Origin of the sequence: Sphingomonas natans (assembly GCF_030546695.1) — a bacterium.
GTDB classification, from domain to species: Bacteria; Pseudomonadota; Alphaproteobacteria; order Sphingomonadales; family Sphingomonadaceae; genus Sphingomonas_I; species Sphingomonas_I natans.
Genome location: NZ_JAUOTP010000004.1, coordinates 366,876 through 389,230 on the forward strand (window position 1 = coordinate 366,876; position 22,355 = coordinate 389,230).

Below are 22,355 nucleotides of genomic sequence, written 5' to 3' on the forward strand. Positions count from 1 at the left end.
ACAAAATTCTTTTGTCCTGATCCGGATCGCCCCCCGTCTTCCTGTTCGGAGGCGCATCGCGCTGCAACGGAGGGACAGATGACACGCTCAAGGGGGATTTCGCTCTCAGCTTTGGCCATGGCGCTCGCCACGCCATCGATTACACACGCGCAGACGGCGCAGACGGCCAATCTGGCGCGCGCTATGCAGTTCGACATCGCGCCGACCGATCTGCGCACCGGCATCTCCCAATTCTCGCTGGCGACCGGCCTGCAGGTAATCGTCGCGCCGACGGCGGTAGCCGGGCGGCAGACCGGGGGCGTGCAGGGTTCACACAGCGTGCGCGCCGGTCTCGATCAGCTGCTGCGCGGCACCGATCTCGTCGCCTCGATCAAGGGTGGGGTCGCGGTGCTGAAGCCCGCCGGCGGGGGCGGGCGCCGTGCACCGATGGTGACGCCGGTATCCGCCGTTTCGACGGCCACGGTCGCCGAAGCCGGCAACGGCGCACCGTCCGACATCGTCGTTTCCGGCTATCGCCAGAGTCTTACGGAGGCGCAGGTTCTGAAGCGCGGCGCAGTCGGCGCGGAGGACGACATCGTCGCCACCGACATTGCCGCCTTTCCCGATCTGAACCTCGCGGAATCGCTCCAGCGCATTCCCGGCATCACGATCACGCGCGACAGCGGCGAGGGTCGCCAGATCGCCCTGCGCGGCCTGGGCGCGGATTTCACCCGCACCCAGCTGAACGGGATGGAAGTGCTCGGCAACACCGCCTCCGGCATGGACAATCGCGGCAACGTCGCGCGCTCGCGCTCGTTCGACTACAGCCTGTTCGCGTCCGAGCTCTTCAACCGCGTCTCTGTCCAGAAATCCTATTCGGCCGATCAGGACGAAGGCGGCATTGCCGGCACCGTCCAGCTGACCAGCGCGAAGCCGCTCGACTATGAAGGCTCCAAATTCGTGGTCTCGGCCAAGGGGCAGACGAACACGAATACGAACGGTGTCACACCCCGTCTTGTGGGCCTCGCCTCGGTTCGCTCGGGTGACCTGGGCGCGCTCGTCTCCGTCGCCTACAGCAACATCCGCAACAACGAATATGGCTATCGCAACTGGGGCTGGGGCCTCACCAGATATGCCGCCGCCAATATCGGCCCGAGCGTCGATGCGGCGACGCGCCAGAAGCTCCTCGCGGGCGTCTGGCAGCCGACCGCGCAGTCGCCGTCGAGCTGGTATACGAACCGGAAGCGGCTCGGCGTCACCTCGTCGCTGCAATATCATCCCGGCGACCGCTTCAAGATCGACGTCGATCTGCTCTACGGCCGGCTGTGGGATCATCGCGACGATTATGCGCTGGCGACCGCAGGCGCGAACCCACTGACCGGCACGACGATCAACGGCACGCAGATCATCCAGAGCGCGACGATCGACGACACGAACACGCTGCGCGCGGCCAGCTTCACCGGCATCGACCTGCGGTCCGAGCATCACATCGTCAAGAACCACACCGATTTCTACCAGGCGGTCGCCAATACGAGCTGGACCGCCACGGATCGGCTGACGGTCCACGCGCTGGGCGGCTACGAGGAAGCCGATTTCGCGCAACCGGTGTTCGACAAGGTGTTCATGGAGGCCAAGAACACGGCCTTCAGCTACGACACGCGCCCGACGGTCCCGGTCAACACCTACAGCATCGACCTGACCAACCCGAACCTCTGGCAATTGCAGCGCCTCGACGTTCAGGAGAACAAGGTCGTCAATCGCTACGCCAACGGCAAGCTGGACGCGACATACCAGCTCGACGATGCCCTGACGCTGAATGCCGGCGGTCAGTTCAAGCACTTCACCAACAGCGGCTATACCTGGGCCAACAAGGTCTTCCACAATGTGCCGACCCTGACCGCGGTCCCGAACGACCTGAAGCAGACGGTCGGCGTCGACACGCTGACCCAATATATCGTCGGTGATGTCGACGGCATCTATTCGCTGATCGGCGACCCGCGGAACCTGACCGCGGCGAACCTCCAGGCGGGCAGCGACTATCGCGTCGACGAGAAGACCTGGGCCGGTTTCGCGCAATTGAACCTCGACACGCGGGTGGCCGACATGCGGCTGCGCGCCAATGCCGGCGTGCGTTATTATTCGACCGATCTCGTCTCGTCCGGCAATCTCGCGACCGGTGCCGGTTTCGTGCCGGTCTCGATCTCGACGAACAGCCACGGCTGGCTGCCCGCGGCCAATATGGCGCTGGACGTCGCGCGCACCGTCGTGGTCCGGCTGAGCGCGAGCCGCAACGTCAATCGGCCGGGCCTGGGCGATCTCGCCGCGGCGGGCACGATCACGACGCGGCCGAACGGCGGATCGCTGAGCCTCGGCAATCCCTTCCTCAAGCCCTACAAGGCGACGTCGGTTGAGGGATCCGCCGAATGGTATATGGACCAGCACGGCTTCGCCTCGCTTGGCGTCTTCTACAAGAAGATGGGCAGCTTCGTGACCACGTCATCGCAGCAGATCCCGTATGGCCAGACCGGCCTGCCGCTGTCGCTGCTGATCCAGGGTCAGGACGCCAACACGCCCTATGACGTGAGCCAGCCGATCAACGGCCCGGGCGCGGATATCAAGGGTATCGAAGCCGCCTTCCAGCACGACTTCACCTTCCTGCCGGGCGCTCTCCGGCATCTGGGCATGGTCGTGAACGGCACCTATTTCGACGGCGACCAAACGGTCTTCTACACGACCGGCGGAGTGACGACCTCGCGCAGCCTGCCGCTCTACAACCTCTCGAAATGGGCGGCGAACGCGACGCTCTATTATGAGAATGCGGTTTGGGGTGCGCGCGTCTCGGCCGCCTATCGGAGCCAGTATCTGACGGGCGCCGGCAACGCGCTCGCCAATGCCGGTGGCGGCATCAAGGGCACCACCAACGTCGACTTTCAGGCGCATTTCAACATCACACCGCGGATCCGCCTGATCGCCGAGGGCATCAACCTTACGAACGAGCCGATCCGCCAGTTCGCGAGCGTCGATGCGGACCGGACCGAGGTCTACACGACCGCCGGCCGGATCTTCTCGTTCGGCGTCAGCGCCGAATTCTGACGCGGAGCGCCCGCTCGGTCTCTGGCCGGGCGGGCGACCCAATTGCTGTGGTGATGAGATGATTCCACTCCTGCTTGCGCTCACGTCTGCCGCCGTCCCCGCGATCCGCATGAACGACATCAGCGTGGTCGGCACCCACAACAGCTACAAACAGGCGATGCCGGCCGCGACGATGGCCAGGCTGCGCGCCGCCGATCCAAAAGCCGCCGACACGCTCGATTATGGCCACCGGCCGCTGGCCGACCAGCTCGACGCGGGCGCCCGCCAGCTCGAGATCGATGTCAATTACGATCCGCAGGGTGGCCATTATGCAGCCGGATCCACCGATCCGAAACTAGGCGTGCCGGGCTTCAAGGTGCTGCACATCCCCGGCATCGACAATGGCAGCGCCTGTCCGCTGTTCACCGATTGCCTGCGCACGATCCTCGCATGGTCGAACGCCCATCCCCGCCACGTCCCGATACTGCTGATGTTCAACGCCAAGGACGAGCAGAATGCGGCGCGCGGCGGCATCGATGCCCTGCCCTTCACCGAAGCCGCTTTTGATGCGCTGGATGCCGAGATCCGCTCCGTCCTGCCGGCCGCCAAGATCATCACGCCGGATGAGGTGCAGGGCCGCTACCCGACGCTGCGCGACGCCGTGCTGGCGGGCAACTGGCCGACGCTGGAGAAAGCACGCGGCCGCCTCCTCTTCGCGCTCGACGAACCGCCCGCGAAGGTCGCGGTCTATCGCGGCGCGCGCCGCTCGCTGGAGGGCCGCATCTTCTTCATCAACACCGACGAGCAATCGCCGGCCGCCGCCTATCTGACGCTCAACCGCCCGATCGAGGATCAGGCGCGGATCCGCCGCGACGTCGCTGCAGGCTTCCTCGTCCGCACCCGCGCCGACGCCAACACGATCGAGGCGCGTGCAAACGACACGAGGGCACGAGAGGCTGCGTTCGCCAGCGGCGCGCAATATGTCTCGACCGACTATCTCTGGCCGGATCCGCGCTTCGGAAACGATTACGCCGTCCGCCTGCCTGGAGGCGCCGCGGCACGCTGCAACCCCGTGCGCGCGCCGAAGGACTGCCGCGCTGCGGATCTCGAGGGTGCGCACAGATGAAGCGAGCCGCCTTTCTCGCTGGTGCCGTCGTCGCGCTTGCCGGCGCCCGGGCCGCGAATCCGCCCAGACCCTATCTGGCCGATGTGCCGAAAGCGGAGCTGATCCGCATCCTGCCGCCGCCGCCCGCCCGGGGATCCGCCGAGGACGTGGCCGACCGCCGCATCTTCCGCGAGACGCGCACGCTAGCAGGCGGCGCCCGCTGGCGGCTCGCCACGCGCGACGTGACCGACGATCGCTTCACCACCTTCGCCTGCGCGATGGGCATGACGCTCGATCGCCAGACCGCTCCCGCATTGGCCCGGATGTTCGACCGGATGGGCGGCGTCGATCTCGTGGGATCGGTCAAGAGCGCCTACCAGCGCCGCCGTCCCTATCTCGATGCGCCCGGACCGATCTGCGAGCCCCGGACCGCGCACCTTGCCGCCAATGGCGATTTTCCTTCGGGCCACGCCGCGACCGGCTGGTCGACCGCACTGGTACTGGCAGAGCTTATACCCGAGCGGGCGACCGCGATCCTGCGTCGCGGACGCATCTATGGCGAGAGCCGCTTCCTGTGCGGATCGCACAGCAGGAGCGCGGTCGAGGCGGGCTATATGTCCGGCGCGACGATGGTCGCCCTGCTTCACGCCTCGCCCGATTTCGGCACGGACATGCTGGCGGCCCGCAGGGAACTGGAGAGCCTGCGATCGCGCGCGCAAGCGCCGGGTGCCGCGCGGTGCGGGCCGGAGGAAGGAGAGGCATTGCCATGGACCGCCCCCCGGCGAGGCAATAAGCATCGATAGACACCCATTGTTCGGCATGCCGCATGGTCCGCGAGCTTCGCTCATCAGCCGCCTCACGTAGCCAGACATGGCGGTCGCATCTCAGCATGGCCGCGAGGCGTCGCCATGCTCGGTGGGTCCAGAGAAAATCGTCGATTCTCATGGAGGAGTGCGGCCCCAATAGATGGGCCCGTGGCGGAGAGGGTGGGATTCGAACCCACGGTGAGCGCAAACCCACAACGGTTTTCGAGACCGTCCCAATCGACCACTCTGGCACCTCTCCGCAGCGAGGTTCGAAAGCCACCCGAAGGGCGGCCGGATCGATCGAGCGGCGCCTCTAGCCGAGCCGAACCGGCTTGCCAAGGGCGCTTGCGCAGGTCCGTACAGGACCTAAATAGGAGCGCATGACGCTCACGCCCCGCACCAACATCGTCTCATCCGGTCCGCTGCCCGTGATGCCGCCGATCTCGCACGCGCGTTTCGCGCTGGGCGAGGTCGTGCGCCACCGGCTGTTCGGCTTCCGCGGCGTCGTCTTCGATGTCGATCCGGTCTTCGCCAATAGCGACGAATGGTATGACGCGATTCCCGAGGAGGTGCGCCCGGTCAAGGACCAGCCCTTCTACCATCTGCTCGCCGAAAATGCCGAGGCGAGCTACGTCGCCTATGTCAGCCAGCAGAATCTGGAGCCCGACCGCAGCGACGAACCGATCGATCACCCCGCGATCAGCGGCCTGTTCGAGCCTTTCACCGACGGCCGCTATGCGCTGCGTCGCGAGCATCGCCATTAGAATAATTCGCTAAATCGAGGAGCTTGCGTCGATTGCCCTTGCCCTGCCGTTCTGGCGAACATATCACGAACGCATGGCGCAGCTGGACACCAAGGCGAAGCTGGCGATCCTCGCCGATGCCGCCAAATATGATGCGTCCTGCGCTTCCTCCGGCACGGCCAAGCGCAACTCTCGCGACGGCAAGGGGATTGGCTCCACCGAGGGCATGGGCATCTGCCATGCTTATGCGCCGGATGGCCGCTGTATCTCCTTGCTCAAGATCCTGCTGACCAACAGCTGCATCTTCGACTGCCATTATTGCATCAACCGCAAGAGTTCGAACGTCCGCCGCGCGCGCTTCACCGCCGAGGAGGTCGTCCAGCTCACGCTCGCTTTCTATCGGCGCAATTATATCGAGGGGCTGTTCCTCTCCTCGGGGATCATCTCCTCGTCCGATTATACGATGGAGCAGATGGTCGAGGTCGCGCGCAGCCTGCGCGAGGATCATCATTTTCGCGGCTATATCCATCTGAAGACGATCCCCGATGCGGATCCCGCGCTCGTCCACGCCGCTGGGCTCCATGCCGATCGCCTGTCGATCAATGTCGAGCTGCCGACCGCGCATGGCCTCGCCCGGCTCGCGCCCGAGAAATCGGTCGTGCGGATCGCCGGCGCGATGGGCGATCTGAAGGAATCGATCGACGAGGGGCATGACGCGCGCAAGCGCTTCCGTTCCGCTCCCAAATTCGCCCCCGCCGGCCAGTCGACGCAGATGATCGTCGGCGCGGACAGCGCCAATGATGGCGAGATCATCGCCAGCGCGAGCGGGCTTTACGATCGCTTCGGCATGCGCCGCGTCTATTATTCGGCGTTCAGCCCGATCCCCGACGCGAGCGCGATCCTGCCGCTCAAGCGCCCGCCCTTGATGCGCGAGCACCGGCTTTATCAGTCGGACTGGATGATGCGCTTCTACGGCTTCAAGGCGGCCGAGGTCGCCGCCGCCACCGACGCATCGGGCATGCTCCCGCTCGACATGGACCCGAAGCTCGCCTGGGCGCTCAAGTTTCGCGACATCTTCCCGGTCGACATTAACCGCGCACCGAAGGAGGCACTGCTGCGCGTCCCCGGACTCGGCACGAAGGCGATAGCCGCGATCCTTACCGCGCGCCGCGTCCGCCGGCTGCGGCTGGAGGATGTCGCGCGGTTGACCGTTTCGATCGCGAAGGTCCGTCCCTTCCTCATCGCCGCCGACTGGACGCCCGCGCGGATCGACGGCGCGGTCGATCTGAAGGCGCTCGTCGCGCCCAAGGTCGAGCAGATGGAATTGTTCGCCGCCTGAGCGCGCGGGTGGCGATGTCCGCTGCGCCGCCCTATGTGGCGCGCGTGACCAACATTCTTTCGATTTCCGGCCTCTCTAAGACATACGAAGGCGGCCACCAGGCGCTGAAGAGCGTCGATCTCGATATCCGCCGCGGCGAGATCTTCGCGCTGCTCGGGCCCAATGGCGCGGGCAAGACGACGCTGATCGGCGCGGTGTGCGGCCTGGTCCGCCCCACCGCGGGCACGATCATGGTCGACGGCGAGGATGCGCGCCGCAACTGGCGCAAGGCGCGCGCGCGGATCGGGCTCGTGCCGCAGGAGCTGTCGACCGACATGTTCGAGCATGTCGCGCACACCGTCGCCTTCTCGCGTGGTCTGTTCGGCAAGCGCCGCGATCCCGCGATCGTCGAGCGCGTGCTCCGCTCGCTGTCGCTGTGGGACAAACGCGACGCCAAGATCATGCAGCTCTCCGGCGGCATGAAGCGCCGCGTGCTCATCGCCAAGGCGCTCGCGCACGAGCCGGACATCTTGTTTCTCGACGAGCCCTCGGCGGGCGTCGACGTCGAGCTGCGTCGCGAAATGTGGGCGATGATCGGCAAGCTGCGCGACGACGGCGTCACGATCATTCTGACGACGCATTATATTGAGGAGGCCGAGGAGATGGCCGACCGGATCGGCGTCATCAACAAGGGCGAGATCATCCTCGTCGAGGAGAAGAAGGCGCTTCTGGCCACGCTCGGCAAAGCGGAGGCGGTCGTCGGCCTGACCGAGCCGCTCGCCGAGATCCCGCCGGGCCTCGCCGACTGGCCGCTCGCGCTCTCCGACGACAGGCAGACTTTGACCTACACGATCACCGCCGAGGAGGCCGAGGCGCGCGGCCTCGCCCAGCTCGTCAAAAGGCTGGAGGCGGAGGGGATCGACTTCCGCACGCTCGACACGCGACGCTCGAGCCTCGAGGACATTTTCGTCGATCTCGTCGAAGGCAGCCGCGGAGGATCGGGCGCATGAACCTTACCGCGATCCGCGCCATCTATCTGTTCGAGCTCGCCCGCACCTGGCGCACGCTCTTCCAGAGCATCTTCACGCCGGTGCTGACGACCTCGCTTTATTTCGTCGTGTTCGGCTCGGCGATCGGCGGGCGGATGCACGAGGTCGGCGGCGTGCCCTATGGCGCGTTCATCATCCCGGGGCTGATGCTGCTGACGATCCTGTCGGAGAGCATCGCCAATGCGAGCTTCGGCATCTACCTGCCCCGCTTCACGGGGACGATCTACGAACTGCTCTCGGCGCCTGTCGGCGTCGCGGAGACGCTGATCGGCTATGTCGGCGCGGCGGCGACCAAATCGATCATCCTCGCGCTCATCATCCTCGCCACGGCGCGCTGCTTCGTGCCCTATCATATCGTCCACCCGTTCTGGGCGGTGGGCTTCCTGCTGCTGATCACGGTCAGCTTCTGCCTGCTCGGCTTCATCCTCGGCTGCTGGGCGGACGGGTTCGAGAAATTGCAGGTCGTGCCCCTGATGGTGGTGACGCCGCTCACCTTCCTCGGCGGCACCTTCTACTCGATCGACATGCTGCCCGAGCCGTGGCGCACGATCACGCTCTTCAACCCGATCGTTTATCTCGTTAACGGCTTTCGCTGGGCGTTCTACGACATTGCCGACGTCGACATCCGCATCTCGGCGGGATTGATCGTCGCGTTTCTCGCCGTCCTGATCGGCGTGATCTCGTGGATCTTCAGAACGGGCTGGCGGCTGCGCAGCTGACGCCGGGGATCCGCGGCGATCGCGGATCTCAGCGGAGCGTGCGATCGAAAAAGGCCAGCATCTCGCGCCAGCCGCGCTCGGCGGCGGCCTCATCATAGACGGGGAAGTCCGGCTTCATCCAGCCGTGCGCTGCAGGATAGGTTTCCGCGCGATAGCGAACCTGCGCCTGATTCAGGGCAGTTTCGAACTGCTGGGCCATGGCGGGCGGGTAACCGCCGTCATTCTCGGCCGCGGCAATGTACAATTCGGCCTTGAGCCGGGGAGCGTAGCTATGCGGGCTGCCGGGTGTTTCGGTCGCCAGATTGCCGCCATGGAAGCTGGCGACGGCGGCGAAGCGATCGGGCCAGGCGCCCGCCGCCGCAATCGCCATCCCGCCGCCCATGCAGAAGCCGACCGCGCCGACCTTGTCGCCCTGTACGTCCGCGCGGCCATCGAGATATGCGAGGAACGCCTCGCTGTCCTCGGCGGCCTTCACATTGCCCGTCGTTGCCACCAGCGGGCCGATGACCGCTCGGAAATCGCCCTTGAAAAGTTCCTTGGGATCGAACGGACCATAAGGGCCGTAGCGGTAGAACAGGTCGGGCAACAACACGACATAGCCGGCGTCCGCCAGCCGCTCCGCCATGCCGCGCACGGCAGGCCGGATGCCGCCTGCATCCATGTAGAAGATGATGGCAGGGCCGGGCCGGCCGTCTCCCGCCGTGAACAGGTCCGCCGGGCATTCTCCGTCGCGGGTCGTGATCGTCGTCCGCTCGTGAGGCATGATCATGCTCCTGGATCGGGGATCAGGGCCGTCGATTCCCGGCCATCACAATATGCTCAGGGCTTGGCGCTTGCGTCTTCCTTGCCCTTGGGCGGCACGGTCGTGGTGTTCTGGGCGGTGACGACCGCGGGCGGCGGGCCTTTGGCGATCGCCGCGGCGAGCGTCACGGCAGGCTGGCACTCGGCCTTGCAAAGCGTGCGGACCTTGGCGAGATTGGCCTTGGCGCGCTCCACCGCGCCGCGATCGACGAGAGCGACGCCCTGGCCGGAGAGCGCCGCCACATCGTTCGGATCGATCGCCAGCGCCTCGCGATAGAAGCGCACCGCCTTGCCCGGCAGCGCCTGCGCGGTCGCGACCTTGCCCATTGCGATATAGGCGCCGCGATTCTTGGGATCGATCGCCAGCGCCGTCTCCAGCAGGTCCTGCGCCTGCGTCAGCTGGCCCGCCGTGCGCGCCGCATCGGCACGCGCGAGCAGCGCCAGGCTGCGCGGATCGATCTGGTCGTCCGGCTTCTGGCTCTCCACGCTCGACGAGACGGTGGCCAGCACGAAGGCCATCGCGACGGCAGCAGGCGAGAAACGCATCACATTCTCCCAGAAGGGGTCAGCCGGCACGGCTATCACGCCCGGATAAGACTGGCGACGAAAAAGCCGTCGGTGCCATCGCGCGCGGGGGTCAGCATAGAGCCCGCACCTGAAGCACGGCCTAACGACAGCGCCTCCGCGGTCCAGCCGGGATTGTCAGCGAGGAAGGCGGCTATCCGGTCGGCGCCCTCGTCGGGCAGCAGCGAGCAGACCGCGAACACCAGCCGCCCGCCCGGCCGCACCAAAGCCGCGCCCAGCGCCAAAACGTGCGCCTGCGTCTGCGACAGCCGCGCGAGCCGCTCGGGCGTCAGCCGCCAGCGCGCCTCGGGATTGCGGCGCCACGTGCCGCTGCCGGAGCAGGGCGCATCGACGAGCACCGCATCCGCCTGGCCCCCGAGGGGCCCGAGCGCGCGATCTTCGTGCCCCGCGTCGAGCAGCAATTCCTCGATCATCTCCGCGCCGGCGCGCGCCTTGCGCGGGGCGAGCCGCGCCAGCCGCATCCGATCGACGTCGCACGCGATCAGCCGGCCCTCGTTCGCCATCGTCGCCGCCAGCGCGAGTGTCTTGCCGCCTGCGCCCGCGCACAGATCCACCACCATCTGCCCCGGCCGCGCGCGCACCGCCTCGGCCAGCAACTGGCTGCCTTCGTCCTGCACCTCGAACAGGCCCTGATTCCATTCGGGCATCGCCTCGACGCGCGTGCCCTCGGGCAGGCGGAAGGCGTCGGGGGCAAGGCTCCCCGCCACGGCCTCGGGCAGGCGGGCGAGTAGATCGGCGCGGCCGATCTTGAGCCGATTGGCGCGCAGATCGAGCGGCGCGCGTTCCAGCAAGGCGGGCAGCTCGTCCGCACCGATCACGGGCAGCAGCCGTTCGGTCAGCCAGGCGGGTAGCGGCGCGGCCAACGCAACCGGCTCGTCCGTCGCGATCGGAGCGGGGCAATGCGGCGCACCGTTGAACAAATCGGCCAGCTCGGGCCGATCGCCCGCCAGCCCGATCATCGCCGCCCGCCCGCTCGCCGGCACCTCGCCCGCGCGCCTGATGCCCGCAAACACAAGATCGCGCACCGCGCGCCGATCCTTCGACCCCGCATAACGCCGCGTCGAGAAATAGCGCGCGACGATCACGTCGGCGGCGGCCCCCTGCCCGCGCGCGGCGGCGACGACCTCGTCGAGAATGTCGATCGCGGCCTGCATCCGCGCGGCGGGGGTCATGCGGCCCATCCTCTAGCCCGCGCACATCCCCACCGTTCGTCCTGAGCCTGTCGAAGGACGTGCTCTGGGTGATGCGCCCAGCTCCCCGTGCTTCGACTTCGCTCAGCACGAACGGCATAGAAGCGTACAGGCGTCACGAGATGGCGCTGCCGCGCGTCACCCCATGCTCGGATAGTTGGGCGCCTCGCGCGTGATCGACACGTCATGCACGTGGCTTTCGCGCAGGCCCGCATTGGTGATCCGCACGAACCGCGCCTTCTCGCGCAGCTCGGGCAAGGTCGCCGCGCCCGTATAGCCCATCGCCGCCTTCACGCCGCCGACGAGCTGGTGGATCACGTCCTTGGCCGCGCCCTTGTACGGCACCTGCCCCTCGATCCCCTCGGGGACGAGCTTGAGCTGATCCTTCACGTCGCCCTGGAAATAGCGGTCGGCAGAGCCCCGCCCCATCGCGCCGACCGATCCCATCCCGCGATAGCTCTTGAACGCGCGGCCCTGATACAGGAACGTCTCGCCCGGCGCCTCGTCCGTACCCGCGAGCAAAGATCCGACCATAACCACCGAAGCGCCCGCCGCGAGCGCCTTGGCGAGATCACCCGAGGTGCGCAGGCCGCCGTCGGCGATGACCGGCACGTTGGACTTCCACGCTTCCTCGGCTGCCTCCATCACGGCGGTCAGCTGCGGCACGCCGACGCCCGCGACGACGCGCGTCGTGCAGATCGAGCCCGGCCCGATGCCGACCTTGATCCCGTCCGCGCCCGCATCGATCAAGGCGCGCGTCGCCTCCGCCGTGGCGACATTGCCCGCGATCACCTGCACCGAATTGGACAGGCGCTTAACCCGCTCCACCGCGCGCGCGACGTCGCGATTATGTCCGTGCGCGGTGTCGATCACGATCAGGTCGCACTCGGCATCGATCAGCGCTTCGGTCCGCGCAAAGCCCTTGTCGCCCACCGTCGTCGCCGCCGCGACGCGCAGCCGCCCGGAGCCGTCCTTCGTCGCCGAGGGATAATTGACCGCCTTCTCGATATCCTTGACCGTGATCAGCCCGACGCAGCGATAGGCGTCGTCGACGACGATCAGCTTCTCGATCCGTCGCTGGTGGAGCAGCCGCCGCGCCTCTTCCGAGGTCACGCCGATCGAGACCGTCGCCAGATTCTGGCTCGTCATCAGCTCGGACACCGGCTGGTCCAGCCGCTCGGCGAAGCGCACGTCGCGGTTGGTGACGATGCCGACGAGCTTGCCGCTCGCCTCCACCACCGGAATGCCCGAAATGCGGTTGCGCGCCATCAGCGCCAGCACGTCGGCCAGGGTTTCATCGGGTCGCACCGTGATCGGATTGACGACCATCCCCGCCTCGAAGCGCTTGACCGCGCGCACCGCGGCGGCCTGTTCATCGACTTCCATGTTGCGGTGGAGCACACCGAGCCCGCCCAATTGCGCCATGACGATCGCCATGTCGGCCTCGGTCACGGTGTCCATCGCCGCGGAGAGGATCGGGATCGTGAGCGCGATATCGCGCGTCACGAAGGTGCGCGTGTCGGCGCTGGTCGGCAGCACGTCGGACGCCCCCGGCCGCAGGAGGACGTCGTCGAAGGTGAGGCCAAGCTCGATCATATGCAGCGCGAATCCCGTCGGAGGATCAGAGGATTCGCGCCTCTATAGGCATGGCTCGCGTCGGTTGCCAGCAGGGGGACGGGCGCATGGCCTCCAACGACCTCGTTTCTTTCTCCGTTCGCACAGAGCTTGTCGAAGCATGTCCTGAGCGACTGCTGCAAGCAGCCAGTCGAAGGGTGCCGCCCTGCTTGTCGACCGGCGGTAAGAGGAAGGAAGGTGCTTCGACAGGCTCAGCACAAACGGGCGATGAACGACGCTGAAGGCGCCCTACCGCCCCGCCCGCGCCAGCAGCCGCTTCGCCGCCTCCACGTGCAGCGTTTCCACCATCCGCCCGCGAAAGCGCTCCGCGCCGCCCGTCGCCGCGGCGATCAAAGCCCCGGCCTCCTCCAGTTCCGCCTCATCCGGCGCGAACAGCCGGTTGCACGGCTCGATCTGCGAGGGGTGGATCAAAGTCTTGCCGTCGAAGCCCAGCAGCCGCCCGTCGCGGCATTCGGTGGCGAAGCCGTCCGCATCGTCGAGCCGGTTCCACACGCCGTCCAGCGCGATCACGCCCGCGGCGCGCGCCGCCAGCACAACCGCTTGGAGGGCATAGCTTAGGCTCGCGCGCGGCGCGCCCTCGGGCAGGCGCAGTCCGGCGGCGAGATCGTTGGGGCCGACGATCAGCCCCGCCACGCCCTGCGCGGCTGCGACCGCGGTGGCGTTGAGCACGCCTGCGGGCGTCTCGATCATCGCCAGCAACGGCCGCTCCAGATTGGCGGCGAGCGCAGCGATGCCCTTGGCCGATTCCGCCTTGGGCACGACGATCAGGTCGGCGACGCCGGCCTCGGCGATCAAACTCACCTCATGCTTGTGCCAGCGCGTGCCTGATCCGTTGATCCGGATCGCGAGCAGCCCCGGAAAGCCGCCCTCCTCTGCCGCGGCGATCGCCGCATAGAGCGCATCCTCCTTGGCCTCCTCGGGCACCGCATCCTCCAGATCAAGGATCACGAGATCCGCCGCCAGCGTCCGCGCCTTGGCGATGGCGCGCGCATTGGAGGCAGGGAGGAAGAGCGCGGAACGGACGAAGGCGAGATCGGTCATCGCGCGATCATAAGCAGTGCCGACGGACGTCGCCAAGCGGATTGGGACGCTAGCCTATCCGCGGGCCAGTGGGGCAAGGGCGACCCACAGATCGGGCCGCCCCGCGCAATTCACTTGGTCTTGACGGTCGTGCTCATGTCGCCGTTCGAGCTGACCTTGGTCTTCTCGACCGTCTGATGGACCGCCGTCTTGTGGCCGACCTTGACGCCCAGCACCTTCTTCGGCCGGCGCGTCTTGCGCTTGGTCGTGTGCGTCTCGGTGCGCGTCGTCGTCGCGACGCCGTTCGACATGCTGGTGTTCGTATCGACCTTCGTCTGGCGGACGGTCTGCGCAAGCGCCGGGCCGGAGAGGACGAGCGCGGCGGCGGCGAGCGCCACGGGAATATCGCGGATCAGTTTCATGTCGGCATCCTTTTCGGTTTTGCCGCCAGGCACGAACGGCTCGGCAGGCGGGAGGACACGAAAAACCCCCGGCACGGCTCGCGGTTCATTTCGACCGCTCTGGCATGTTCGAAAAGCTTCGCCGGTCGCGCCGACACGCGTCGTCCCCGTCGAACGCTCGCCCCTTAGACGCGCGCCCGGAACGGCGAGAAATCGGTCGCCGTGTCGTAGACGTCGATCCCCTCGCGCCGCTTGAGGAAGCCGACCGCCGCATAGGTGACGGGCGTCAGCACCACCTCCCATGAGACCTTCAGTATGAACTGGCTCAGCATCACCATCGCCAGCGCCTGCACCGGCCAGTCGGGCAGCCCGTAGAAGGCGAGCGGATAGAAGATCAGGCTGTCGGCGCCCTCGCCGATGATCGTCGAGCCGATCGTGCGCGTCCACAGCCAGCGGCCTTTGGTCGCCACCTTCATCTTGGCGAGCACGAAGCTGTTGAGGATATCTCCTACCCAGAAGGCGGCGAGCGACGCGCCGACGATCCGCCAGCCGCTGCCGAACACGCGCTCATAAGCCGCCTGGCCGTTCCACCCCTCGGCGACGGGCAGGTGGACGACGGTCCACTCCATCACCGCCATGAACAGCAAGGCGGCGAACGCGGCCCAGACTGCCCGGCGCGCGCGCGCGTAACCATAGACTTCGGTTAGCACGTCATCGATCACGTAAGAGATCGGGAAGAACAGGATCCCCGCACCGAACGGCCACAGCCCGATGCCGGGCAGATCGATCACCGAACGCTTCTCCGCGCCCACGATGTTCGAGAGCAAGAGGATGACGACGAACGCGCACATCACGAAATCGAAATAGCGCAGCGGCCGCCCGGCGAGAGCGCCCGCCTCCACCGCCGCCACGCCGCCGCTCTTTTCCGTGCCTGTCGCCATGGCGAGGCAGACTATCCGAGTTCCCGCCCGGCGCAATCCACGCTATCGGCAGCGACGGGCGCCCGTAGCTCAGCTGGATAGAGCAAGGAGCTTCTACCTCCTTGGTCGGGGGTTCGAGTCCCTCCGGGCGCGCCATTCCTCCCCACCCGAACCACCCTCTTCGCCGGGTGAGCCTCGTGTCAGCGTGCGCGGGCGGCGAAGATCGCTTCGGCCACCGCGAGCGTCCGGGCATTGTCCACGTCGATGGCGATCGCACCATCGTCGTAGAGAACAGGCCGGATGCGGAATCCGAACCGCCGCGAGAAGCGCACAAACGTCGCGTCGAGCGTGCCGAGACCGAAGCGGAACGCGATCAGATTGTACAGCCCCAGCGCCCGGACGATCCGCCAAGGATGCTTGGCGAATTGTCCGCCGCTTCGAAACACTTCGGCCGCCCTGAGCGCGTCCGGCGTTCCGATCCAGTAGCTGTTGCAGTTGGAATAGCTGTCGTCGCGAAAGCGGTAGAAGCGGCGCTGCCCGTCCGGATGCGCGGCGAGCACGGCGGCGCGTCGCGCGAAGGCGACCGCAACGGCCGCATCGTCGGTCTGGCCGATCGCGTCGATCGCGGCGGGCGTCAGCAGGACATTGTCGGCGGTGGTCACCAGCACGGGATAGGCCGCGGTCTCGATCGCGGCGAACAGACTGTCGACGAGGTTGTGCCGCGCGGGCACCGCCGTCAGCCGTCCGGCCGCGATCAGCGCCTTCGCAGCGGGGACCTGATCCAGCAGCGCCGGATCGTTGATCGACACGATGATCCGGCCGATCGACGACGCAGCGGCAAGCGCACCGAGCACATGTGCGATCATCGGCACGCCGGCGACGGGGACGAGACATTTGTCGGCGAGCCCCGCCGCGGCCGCGAGCGGATCGATCGTCCCCTCGCGCCGCCCGGCCATGACGATCGCGGTGCCGGTCATCAGGATGCGAGGGCGCGCTGGTCGTCGAGCGCGCCCGCCTGCCAGACGGGAAGCAGCGTCTTCGGCTTGCGCGCCTCGATCAGGCCGTGGCGGTGCAGGCTCTCGGCGACGATCGTCTCGATCAGCTCGGCATGGCTCCAGCCGCCGAGCCGGGCGGCCATGGCGATCGTCTTGCGCGACCACAGATTGCAGTTGAGATTGACCTCCAGGAAGTGGACGGCGCCCGTCGTCACATCCAGCCGGAACTCGAACCGGCCATAATCGAACGGCATATATTCGGGCAGGAGCGCGCGCGTCGCCGCCTCGATCTCGGCCAGACGGGCATGATCGTTGAAGGGCTGGATCGCATAGGCCTGGCCGTCGACGAGATTGCGCTTCTCGGCATAGCTGCGCAGCAGCGACGGATCCTCCTGCTCGACGATCATCGTCGGCAGGATGACCGGCTTGCCGTCGACCGTGATCACCGAAACCTCGATGTCGTGGCCCGTGATGAACGGCTCGACGATCGCGTCATGACCGTCGGCGTGAATTGCCGCTACCGCATCGCGAACGTCCTGCCATTCGTAGGCGCGGGATACGCCCCAGCTCGCCGACGAGGCGTTGGGCTTCACGACATAGCTCAAGGCGCGCGGGCAGCGATCCTGCTTGATCGGCATCATCCGCCGGTAGATCGCCCAGTCCGCCGTCTTCAGCCCCCGCGCCCGTGCGACCGTCTTGGTCAGATGCTTGTCGTCGGAAAGGCCGCGAACGATCGGGCTGCCGCCGAGATAGGGCAGGCCGAGCCGGTTGCAGAGCAATGGCAGCATCATCTCCGAATTCAGGAAGCCGCCGCGGTTCAGCAGCGGGAACACGAAATCCGCGTCCACCGGACCGAACAGCGCTTCGTAGCTGTCCGCGACCGAGAGGTTCAGCCCGATCCCGGTGAGGACGTCGCGTATCTCCGCATGATAGGTCGCGTGCGTACCGTCTTCGCCATCGGCATCGCCCCGCGAGAGAGCGTGCTTCGCGATGTAGAGGATGCGGAGCCGCGCCTTGGCTTTCTTGGAAATGGACAGCGGGCGAGGTTTGATGAGGCTGCGGGTCATGCTCTTCTGACTAGCCGGCGGATGCGTAATTTTCGGGGCTAGTCGATGACAGTCCGCGCAAGCTGGAAGGCGAGGAGCGCGCCGTAGCGCTCGCCGCCGAGGCCGCGGCGCGCCGCGCGCTGCGGCATGAGCACGCCCGGCTTGCCATTGCCCTCGATAAGGATCGGGCCATCGGGCGAGAGGCCGACATCCCAGCCGATCAAGGCATAATCGGGGAAGGCGCGGATATGCGCATCGGCGACCAGCGCTTGCGCGGCCGCCCAATCGGGCAGGCGCCGGCCCGGGATCGGCGCATCGGTCACCGGATGCGCGTCATAATCGCCGCCGCCATAGCCCTTGCACGCCTGGCCGAGCCTGCCGTCGGCAAGATCGATCGGGCTGAGAAGCCCACCCTGCTTCATATTGTCGACGACCGCGTCCGGGTTCGAAGGGATGCGCAGGACCGCGCTGACGAGCTCGGGCACACCGGCTTCGTTCAGGATCGTCGTCATCCGGGCCGTCGGCAGCGCGTTCAGCGCGAGATCGGCCAGAGCGGCATGCGGCGCGATCCGGTGCTGAACGAGCCAGGCATGGCGGCGACGCCCGAAACGCGCGTGCAGCCATTCGGCCCAGGCGCGCGCATCCTCGGGCGCGCCGTCGACGAACTCGACACCCGCCCCACCCTCGCCGCGCGCCGGCTTGATCAGCAGCGGCCTGCCGCCCGGAGGCGAGACGATCGACACCCGGCCCTCTGCGATCGTGGCGACGACGATCGGATGAGGAAGGCCGTGCGCGGCGCAGCGCGCATAGAAAGCGATCTTGTCGGCGAGTACGCAGTCAGCCGCCCATGCGCGCGGATTGATCCGCTTGTTGAGCCCCGCATCCTCGAAGCGCCGAATATAGCCGTTAAGCTGGGCCGGATGCTCGATCCGGAAGAGCGCGATATCGTTCGGATCGGCGAAGGCCTCGCGCGCGATGGCGATCGCGCGGGTCCGCCAGGCCGCATCCAGCTGATGGCGGCGCTGGACCTTGCGCGCGCGCAGCGGAACCCAGGCGAGGAAGCCCAGGCCGACAACGCAATCGAGCGCCGCGCGCAGCGGACCGCGAACACGCCGCCGCCGGGCATAATGATCGGCGAGAAACCGCCCCGACACGGGCGCGACGACCCCCGGATAGAGCGAATAGGCCTTCTTGGCCCGATACCAGAGCTCGGTCGCCGAGAGCATCCGCGCCTCGCCGCAGCGGTCCGCTACCGGCGGGCCGCGGCGGGCAGATCCACGCCGAGCGTCTTCGCGAGCATCGGCGCGATCGCGCGCATGTCAATCTGGCCGAGGTCGCCGCGCGGGGCGATGCCCGGGCCGGCGACGATGAAGGTCGATTGCATCGCCGGATATTCGGGCAAATAGCCGTGCATGCCCTTGTACACCGAAGCGCTCGTCACCGGCGCGGCCGGATCGCGCCCGGTCTCGAAACCGGGCTGAAGGGCGACGAGGAAGCTCGCCTCGCGCGGGCCTCCCACTTTCTCGATCGCCGCGCGATCGAGCACCGCGGCGATATGATAAGCGGGATCGGCCGCCAGCTTGGCGAGCAGCGCGCGCACGCGAGCGACCAGCGCCGCGTCGTCCGGTCGTGCCAGCCGGATTGCGGCGGTGCCGCCCGCGATCCACGGCTCGGCCTCCCACGCGCTCACCCTCTGGTCCTTGTCGAGCGTGACGAGGCCGGCGGCGATGAACGGCGCGAACAGGTTGACGTCGGTGGAGACGGGCAGGAAACCGTGATCCGAGACGACCGCGATCGTGATGTCGGGACGCGCCTGGCGCGCGGCGTCGATCAATTGGCCGACGAGCGCGTCGGTCTTGGTGATCGTCGCATCGGCCTCCGCCGATCCGGGTCCGGAGCGATGCTCCTCATGATCGATCCCGGCGAGATAGATCGTCAGCAGATCGGGCTTGTCCTCGATCAGTATCCGCGCGGCGAAGCGGACGCGGACGGCATCGCCCTCGACGGTCTCGTCAATCCCCTGCGCATAGGGCCCGAGCGCCGCCTCGAGCCTCGGCAGCAGGCCGGGCGTGGCCAGCGCTGCCAGCATCTTGCGGTCGTCGTCGCTGCCGGTCCGCCAGATCTGGGGAAGATTCTCGTCGATCCCGGCCGCGCCGACCGTCACCGGCCAGTGGACATTGGCGGTGCGCAGGCCCTTGGCATGCGCGGCCTGCCAGAGCGTCGGCACCTTCACGTCGGAGGCGTACCAGTACCAGCCCTGCTGGTTGATGTTCAGCGGATCGAAGGTCAGATTGTTGGCGATGCCATGCTCTGCTGGAGAGACGCCCGTCACCAAAGTCGTATGACTGGGATAGGTCAAGGTCGGCAGGACGCCGGTCACGCCCTTCGCATGCGTGCCTTCACGCGCCAGAGCGGCGAGCCGCGGGGTGCGCTGCGCCGTCACGTCGCCGGGCCGCAGCCCGTCGAGCGAGATCAGCAGCACCGGCGACGCGGGGGCGGCGTTCGCCACCCCCAGCGCCACGCAGGCGGCCCACCATTTCACCACGCTCAGAAGCCCTTCTTGAGCGTGACGAACCACTGGCGCGGCGCGCCGGCGAGCAGGGTCTGGTTGTCGCCCGAGGCGGTGAAGCCGTTCGAGCCGATCGTCGAGACATACTTCTTGTCGGTCAGGTTGGTGACGTTCACGCTGATGCCGATGCCGTCGAGGAAGCCCTCGCCGCGCAGCGTGTAGCCGACCGACGCATCGACGACGACCCGATCGGGCACCGACTGGTCGTTGAGATAGGTGAAGTAGCGCTTGGTCATATAGTCCGCGCCGGCGCGTGCCATGAACTGGCCGTCGTCATAGACGACCTCGCCCTTCACCATATGCTTGGGGCTGTCGACCGCGGTCTTGCCGTCGGTCGCGACGAGGACGGTGCCGGCGGCGGAGACGACGTCGTCGGCATATTTGCTGTTGTTGTACGAATAGCTGGCGAACAGCGAGACGGCCGGCATGATGCGATAATTGGCGGTGAATTCGGCGCCATAGGTGTGGACCCCGCCGACATTGTTGAGCGTCGAGGGATTGCCGATGATGCCGGCGCCGTTCTGGAAGGCGAGCAGGCGGTTGGTGAAGTCGACATAATAGCCGACCGCCGAGGCCTGGAGCGGACCCTGGCGGAAGCGGACGCCGCCTTCATAGGTCTTGGACCGCTCGGGCTTGAGCTGCCCGCGGATCGCGTCGAAGCCGACCTGCGTGGTCGAGAAGGGCCCGGTCGTCGCCGAGCCGACGAACGCGCGCATATTCTCGGTATAGTCGGCGAACACTTCGGTCGACGACGTCGCGTGATAGATGATTCCCGCCTGCGGCTGGAACCAGTCGCGCGCATCGATGCGACCCGAGGCCAGACCACCCGAAATCTTCATCGCCGCGCGGTTGATGACGTGAACGCCCTTCCAGCCGCCGTTGAGCACGAGCTGATCGTCGAGCAGCTTGATCGTGTCCTCGACATTATACTGGACCGTCTCGGTATCGTAGGTGCCGTCCCACTGGGTTAGATACGGGTTCTTCTGGAACTCCAGCGTGTCGCGATTGGGCGTCGCGCTGTCGGTCATGCCGTAGAAGCGGCGCGCCTGACGGAAGGTGTTGCTTTCATACCAGCCGCCCACCGCGAACGTGTTGATCCCATGCTCCCACGTCGCCTGGCTCAGCGCGCCGCCGCGATGCATCGAATATTCGGTGGTGCGGAAGCCGAGTGGGCTGGGCGCGGTGATCGCGCTGCCGTCGTCGTTGAACGCGCCCGCCGGGGTCGGCGAATAGGGCGTGATCCACGAGCCCTGGCCCTTGTTGGTGTGGTAATAGCCGGTCGTCTTGAGCGTGAATTCGGGCGTCAGGTGCGCGTCGAACGTCAGCCCACCCAGATAATCGCGGCGCAGGCCGCCGGCATCGAAATACTGATCGTCAATCGTCACGCCGGCGGGAAGGCTGTTCGCCGCGCCCGCCCAGACAGCGCGCCCGCCGGCTGCGATCGAGACCGAGTTCTGATACGCCTTGGCGAGCGCGATCGCCGTCGGATAATCTTCGGAGCGCGTGAAATTGTCGAGGCGCAGGCCGCGCCGCGCGATCATGTCGAGGCTGAGATCCTGATAATCGGTCTCGCGGCGATCCGAGAAATTCAGGAAGCCGGTGATGCTGCCGAGATCGCCGAGATCCTTGACCAGCTTGGCATTGGCCTGATGCTGGCGCTGCGGGCCGTCGCCCTTCCACTTGTCGGTCTTGTAATAAGCGTAGCTGACATAGCCCTTGAGGCCCGAGCCGCCGATATCGCCCGAATCAAGCCGGATATAGCCGCGCACCGTATCGTCCGCGCCGTAAGTCCCGGCGACGGAGATGTCGGTCTTTTCCTTGGGGGCGGACGAGTAGAACTGGATCGTGCCGCCGAGATTGCTGGTCGATGCCGTCGCCAGCGCGCCCGCGCCCTGCGACACGGTCGTGCGCCCGACATTCTCGGAGATGATCGCGCGGCTGATATGGAGGCCGTTGACGTTGCCGTAGCTCATGTCGCCGAGCGGCACGTCGTCGAGCGTGAAGCCGAGCTGGTTCTGGTTGAAGCCGCGCAGCGAGATGCGCACTGCCCATTCGTAAGCGCCGAACGGATCGGCCGACTGGAAGTTGACGCCCGGCAGCTTCGAGATCGCCTTGAGCGGGCTCGCGCCGGGCACCAGCCGCGCGATGTCGAGGCTCGTCACTTCCTGCACCTGGCGGCTGCGGCCGAAGCCCAGCACCGTGATCTCGCCGGCATCGTCCGCATCGGCCGCGCCCATCGGGGCGGCGTCGGCGGCAGCCGCGGCGGGTTCGGCCCACGCGGCCGCCGGTGCGAGTGCGACGAGTGCAAGGAGCGCGACATTCGCCAGCGCGGTCGATTTGGTCATGGATGGAGCCCTTTCGCGCCGATCTGGCGTCTGGGCGCTCGATGGCGGCGCTCCGTT

Annotated in this window: 19 protein-coding genes and 2 tRNA genes; 8 read left to right on the top strand and 13 right to left on the bottom strand. The window is 67.1% G+C overall.

What is annotated here, in order from left to right; all coding sequences use genetic code 11:
• Positions 1-117 precede the first annotated feature (117 nt).
• From Q4F19_RS11285 to Q4F19_RS11295, 3 genes are read left to right on the top strand one after another with little or no spacing between them, the layout of a single operon-like run.
• Entirely contained in the window at positions 118-3,072 is a 2,955-nt protein-coding gene (locus Q4F19_RS11285; protein ID WP_303542591.1) for a TonB-dependent receptor, read from the top strand.
• Positions 3,073-3,130: 58 nt separating this feature from the next.
• Positions 3,131-4,177: a phosphatidylinositol-specific phospholipase C1-like protein gene (locus Q4F19_RS11290; protein WP_303542593.1), complete on the top strand. Its 1,047-nt coding sequence runs from the start codon at positions 3,131-3,133 to the stop codon at positions 4,175-4,177.
• Complete coding sequence (locus Q4F19_RS11295; protein WP_303542595.1) at positions 4,174-4,959, top strand: acid phosphatase; 786 nt, start codon at positions 4,174-4,176, stop codon at positions 4,957-4,959. The genes Q4F19_RS11290 and Q4F19_RS11295 overlap by 4 nt, the downstream gene beginning before the upstream one ends.
• A gap of 172 nt (positions 4,960-5,131) precedes the next feature.
• Here the strand turns inward: Q4F19_RS11295 and Q4F19_RS11300 are convergent.
• A tRNA-Ser gene (locus tag Q4F19_RS11300) sits at positions 5,132-5,221 on the bottom strand.
• Positions 5,222-5,342: 121 nt separating this feature from the next.
• Here Q4F19_RS11300 and hspQ point away from each other — a divergent pair.
• From hspQ to Q4F19_RS11320, 4 genes are all read left to right on the top strand, one after another.
• The gene (gene hspQ, locus Q4F19_RS11305; RefSeq protein WP_303542597.1) at positions 5,343-5,726 is read left to right on the top strand and encodes a heat shock protein HspQ; all 384 of its coding nucleotides are present in this window, start codon (positions 5,343-5,345) and stop codon (positions 5,724-5,726) included.
• Positions 5,727-5,799: 73 nt separating this feature from the next.
• Entirely contained in the window at positions 5,800-7,044 is a 1,245-nt protein-coding gene (locus tag Q4F19_RS11310) for a putative DNA modification/repair radical SAM protein (RefSeq protein WP_303542600.1), read from the top strand.
• Positions 7,045-7,058: 14 nt separating this feature from the next.
• On the top strand, positions 7,059-8,033 hold the full coding sequence (locus Q4F19_RS11315) for an ABC transporter ATP-binding protein (RefSeq protein ID WP_303542805.1): 975 nt from the start codon (positions 7,059-7,061) through the stop codon (positions 8,031-8,033).
• Positions 8,030-8,791 carry an ABC transporter permease gene (locus Q4F19_RS11320; protein ID WP_303542602.1) on the top strand — a complete coding sequence of 254 codons (762 nt, stop codon included), beginning with the start codon at positions 8,030-8,032 and terminating at the stop codon, positions 8,789-8,791. Before Q4F19_RS11315 ends, Q4F19_RS11320 begins: the two co-directional genes overlap by 4 nt.
• A 28-nt stretch (positions 8,792-8,819) precedes the next feature.
• On the opposite strand, the gene Q4F19_RS11325 is transcribed toward Q4F19_RS11320, so the two are convergent.
• From Q4F19_RS11325 to Q4F19_RS11355, 7 genes are all read right to left on the bottom strand, one after another.
• The gene (locus Q4F19_RS11325; protein WP_303542604.1) at positions 8,820-9,554 is read right to left on the bottom strand and encodes a dienelactone hydrolase family protein; all 735 of its coding nucleotides are present in this window, start codon (positions 9,552-9,554) and stop codon (positions 8,820-8,822) included.
• A gap of 56 nt (positions 9,555-9,610) precedes the next feature.
• On the bottom strand, positions 9,611-10,138 hold the full coding sequence (locus Q4F19_RS11330) for a tetratricopeptide repeat protein (RefSeq protein ID WP_303542605.1): 528 nt from the start codon (positions 10,136-10,138) through the stop codon (positions 9,611-9,613).
• A 35-nt stretch (positions 10,139-10,173) separates the two neighbouring features.
• Entirely contained in the window at positions 10,174-11,349 is a 1,176-nt protein-coding gene (locus tag Q4F19_RS11335) for an RsmB/NOP family class I SAM-dependent RNA methyltransferase (protein ID WP_303542606.1), read from the bottom strand.
• 156 nt (positions 11,350-11,505) lie between these two features.
• Entirely contained in the window at positions 11,506-12,963 is a 1,458-nt protein-coding gene (gene guaB / locus Q4F19_RS11340) for an IMP dehydrogenase (RefSeq protein ID WP_303542608.1), read from the bottom strand.
• Between the two features lie 267 nt (positions 12,964-13,230).
• The gene (locus Q4F19_RS11345) at positions 13,231-14,043 is read right to left on the bottom strand and encodes an HpcH/HpaI aldolase/citrate lyase family protein (protein ID WP_303542806.1); all 813 of its coding nucleotides are present in this window, start codon (positions 14,041-14,043) and stop codon (positions 13,231-13,233) included.
• Positions 14,044-14,153: 110 nt separating this feature from the next.
• Positions 14,154-14,444 carry a hypothetical protein gene (locus Q4F19_RS11350; RefSeq protein WP_303542610.1) on the bottom strand — a complete coding sequence of 97 codons (291 nt, stop codon included), beginning with the start codon at positions 14,442-14,444 and terminating at the stop codon, positions 14,154-14,156.
• 164 nt (positions 14,445-14,608) lie between these two features.
• Entirely contained in the window at positions 14,609-15,364 is a 756-nt protein-coding gene (locus Q4F19_RS11355; RefSeq protein WP_303542611.1) for a queuosine precursor transporter, read from the bottom strand.
• Between the two features lie 58 nt (positions 15,365-15,422).
• Here Q4F19_RS11355 and Q4F19_RS11360 point away from each other — a divergent pair.
• Positions 15,423-15,499: transfer RNA gene (locus Q4F19_RS11360), tRNA-Arg, on the top strand.
• 44 nt (positions 15,500-15,543) lie between these two features.
• Here the strand turns inward: Q4F19_RS11360 and Q4F19_RS11365 are convergent.
• The 5 genes from Q4F19_RS11365 to Q4F19_RS11385 are packed head-to-tail and all read right to left on the bottom strand — an operon-like array spanning position 15,544 to position 22,298.
• A complete protein-coding gene (locus Q4F19_RS11365) occupies positions 15,544-16,320 on the bottom strand; it encodes an NTP transferase domain-containing protein (RefSeq protein ID WP_303542613.1) in 777 nt (258 codons plus the stop codon).
• Positions 16,320-17,405 (bottom strand): D-alanine--D-alanine ligase family protein, encoded by a 1,086-nt coding sequence (locus Q4F19_RS11370; RefSeq protein WP_303542615.1) that lies wholly within the window; start codon positions 17,403-17,405, stop codon positions 16,320-16,322. The genes Q4F19_RS11365 and Q4F19_RS11370 overlap by 1 nt, the downstream gene beginning before the upstream one ends.
• A 38-nt stretch (positions 17,406-17,443) precedes the next feature.
• Positions 17,444-18,610, bottom strand: a complete 1,167-nt coding sequence (locus tag Q4F19_RS11375) for a sugar-transfer associated ATP-grasp domain-containing protein (protein WP_303542617.1) — start codon at positions 18,608-18,610, stop codon at positions 17,444-17,446.
• Positions 18,611-18,633: 23 nt separating this feature from the next.
• On the bottom strand, positions 18,634-19,926 hold the full coding sequence (locus tag Q4F19_RS11380; protein WP_431312400.1) for an alkaline phosphatase family protein: 1,293 nt from the start codon (positions 19,924-19,926) through the stop codon (positions 18,634-18,636).
• Positions 19,927-19,931: 5 nt separating this feature from the next.
• Positions 19,932-22,298, bottom strand: coding sequence for a TonB-dependent receptor (locus tag Q4F19_RS11385; protein ID WP_303542620.1), 2,367 nt, complete (start codon positions 22,296-22,298; stop codon positions 19,932-19,934).
• Between the last annotated feature and the right edge of the window lie 57 nt (positions 22,299-22,355).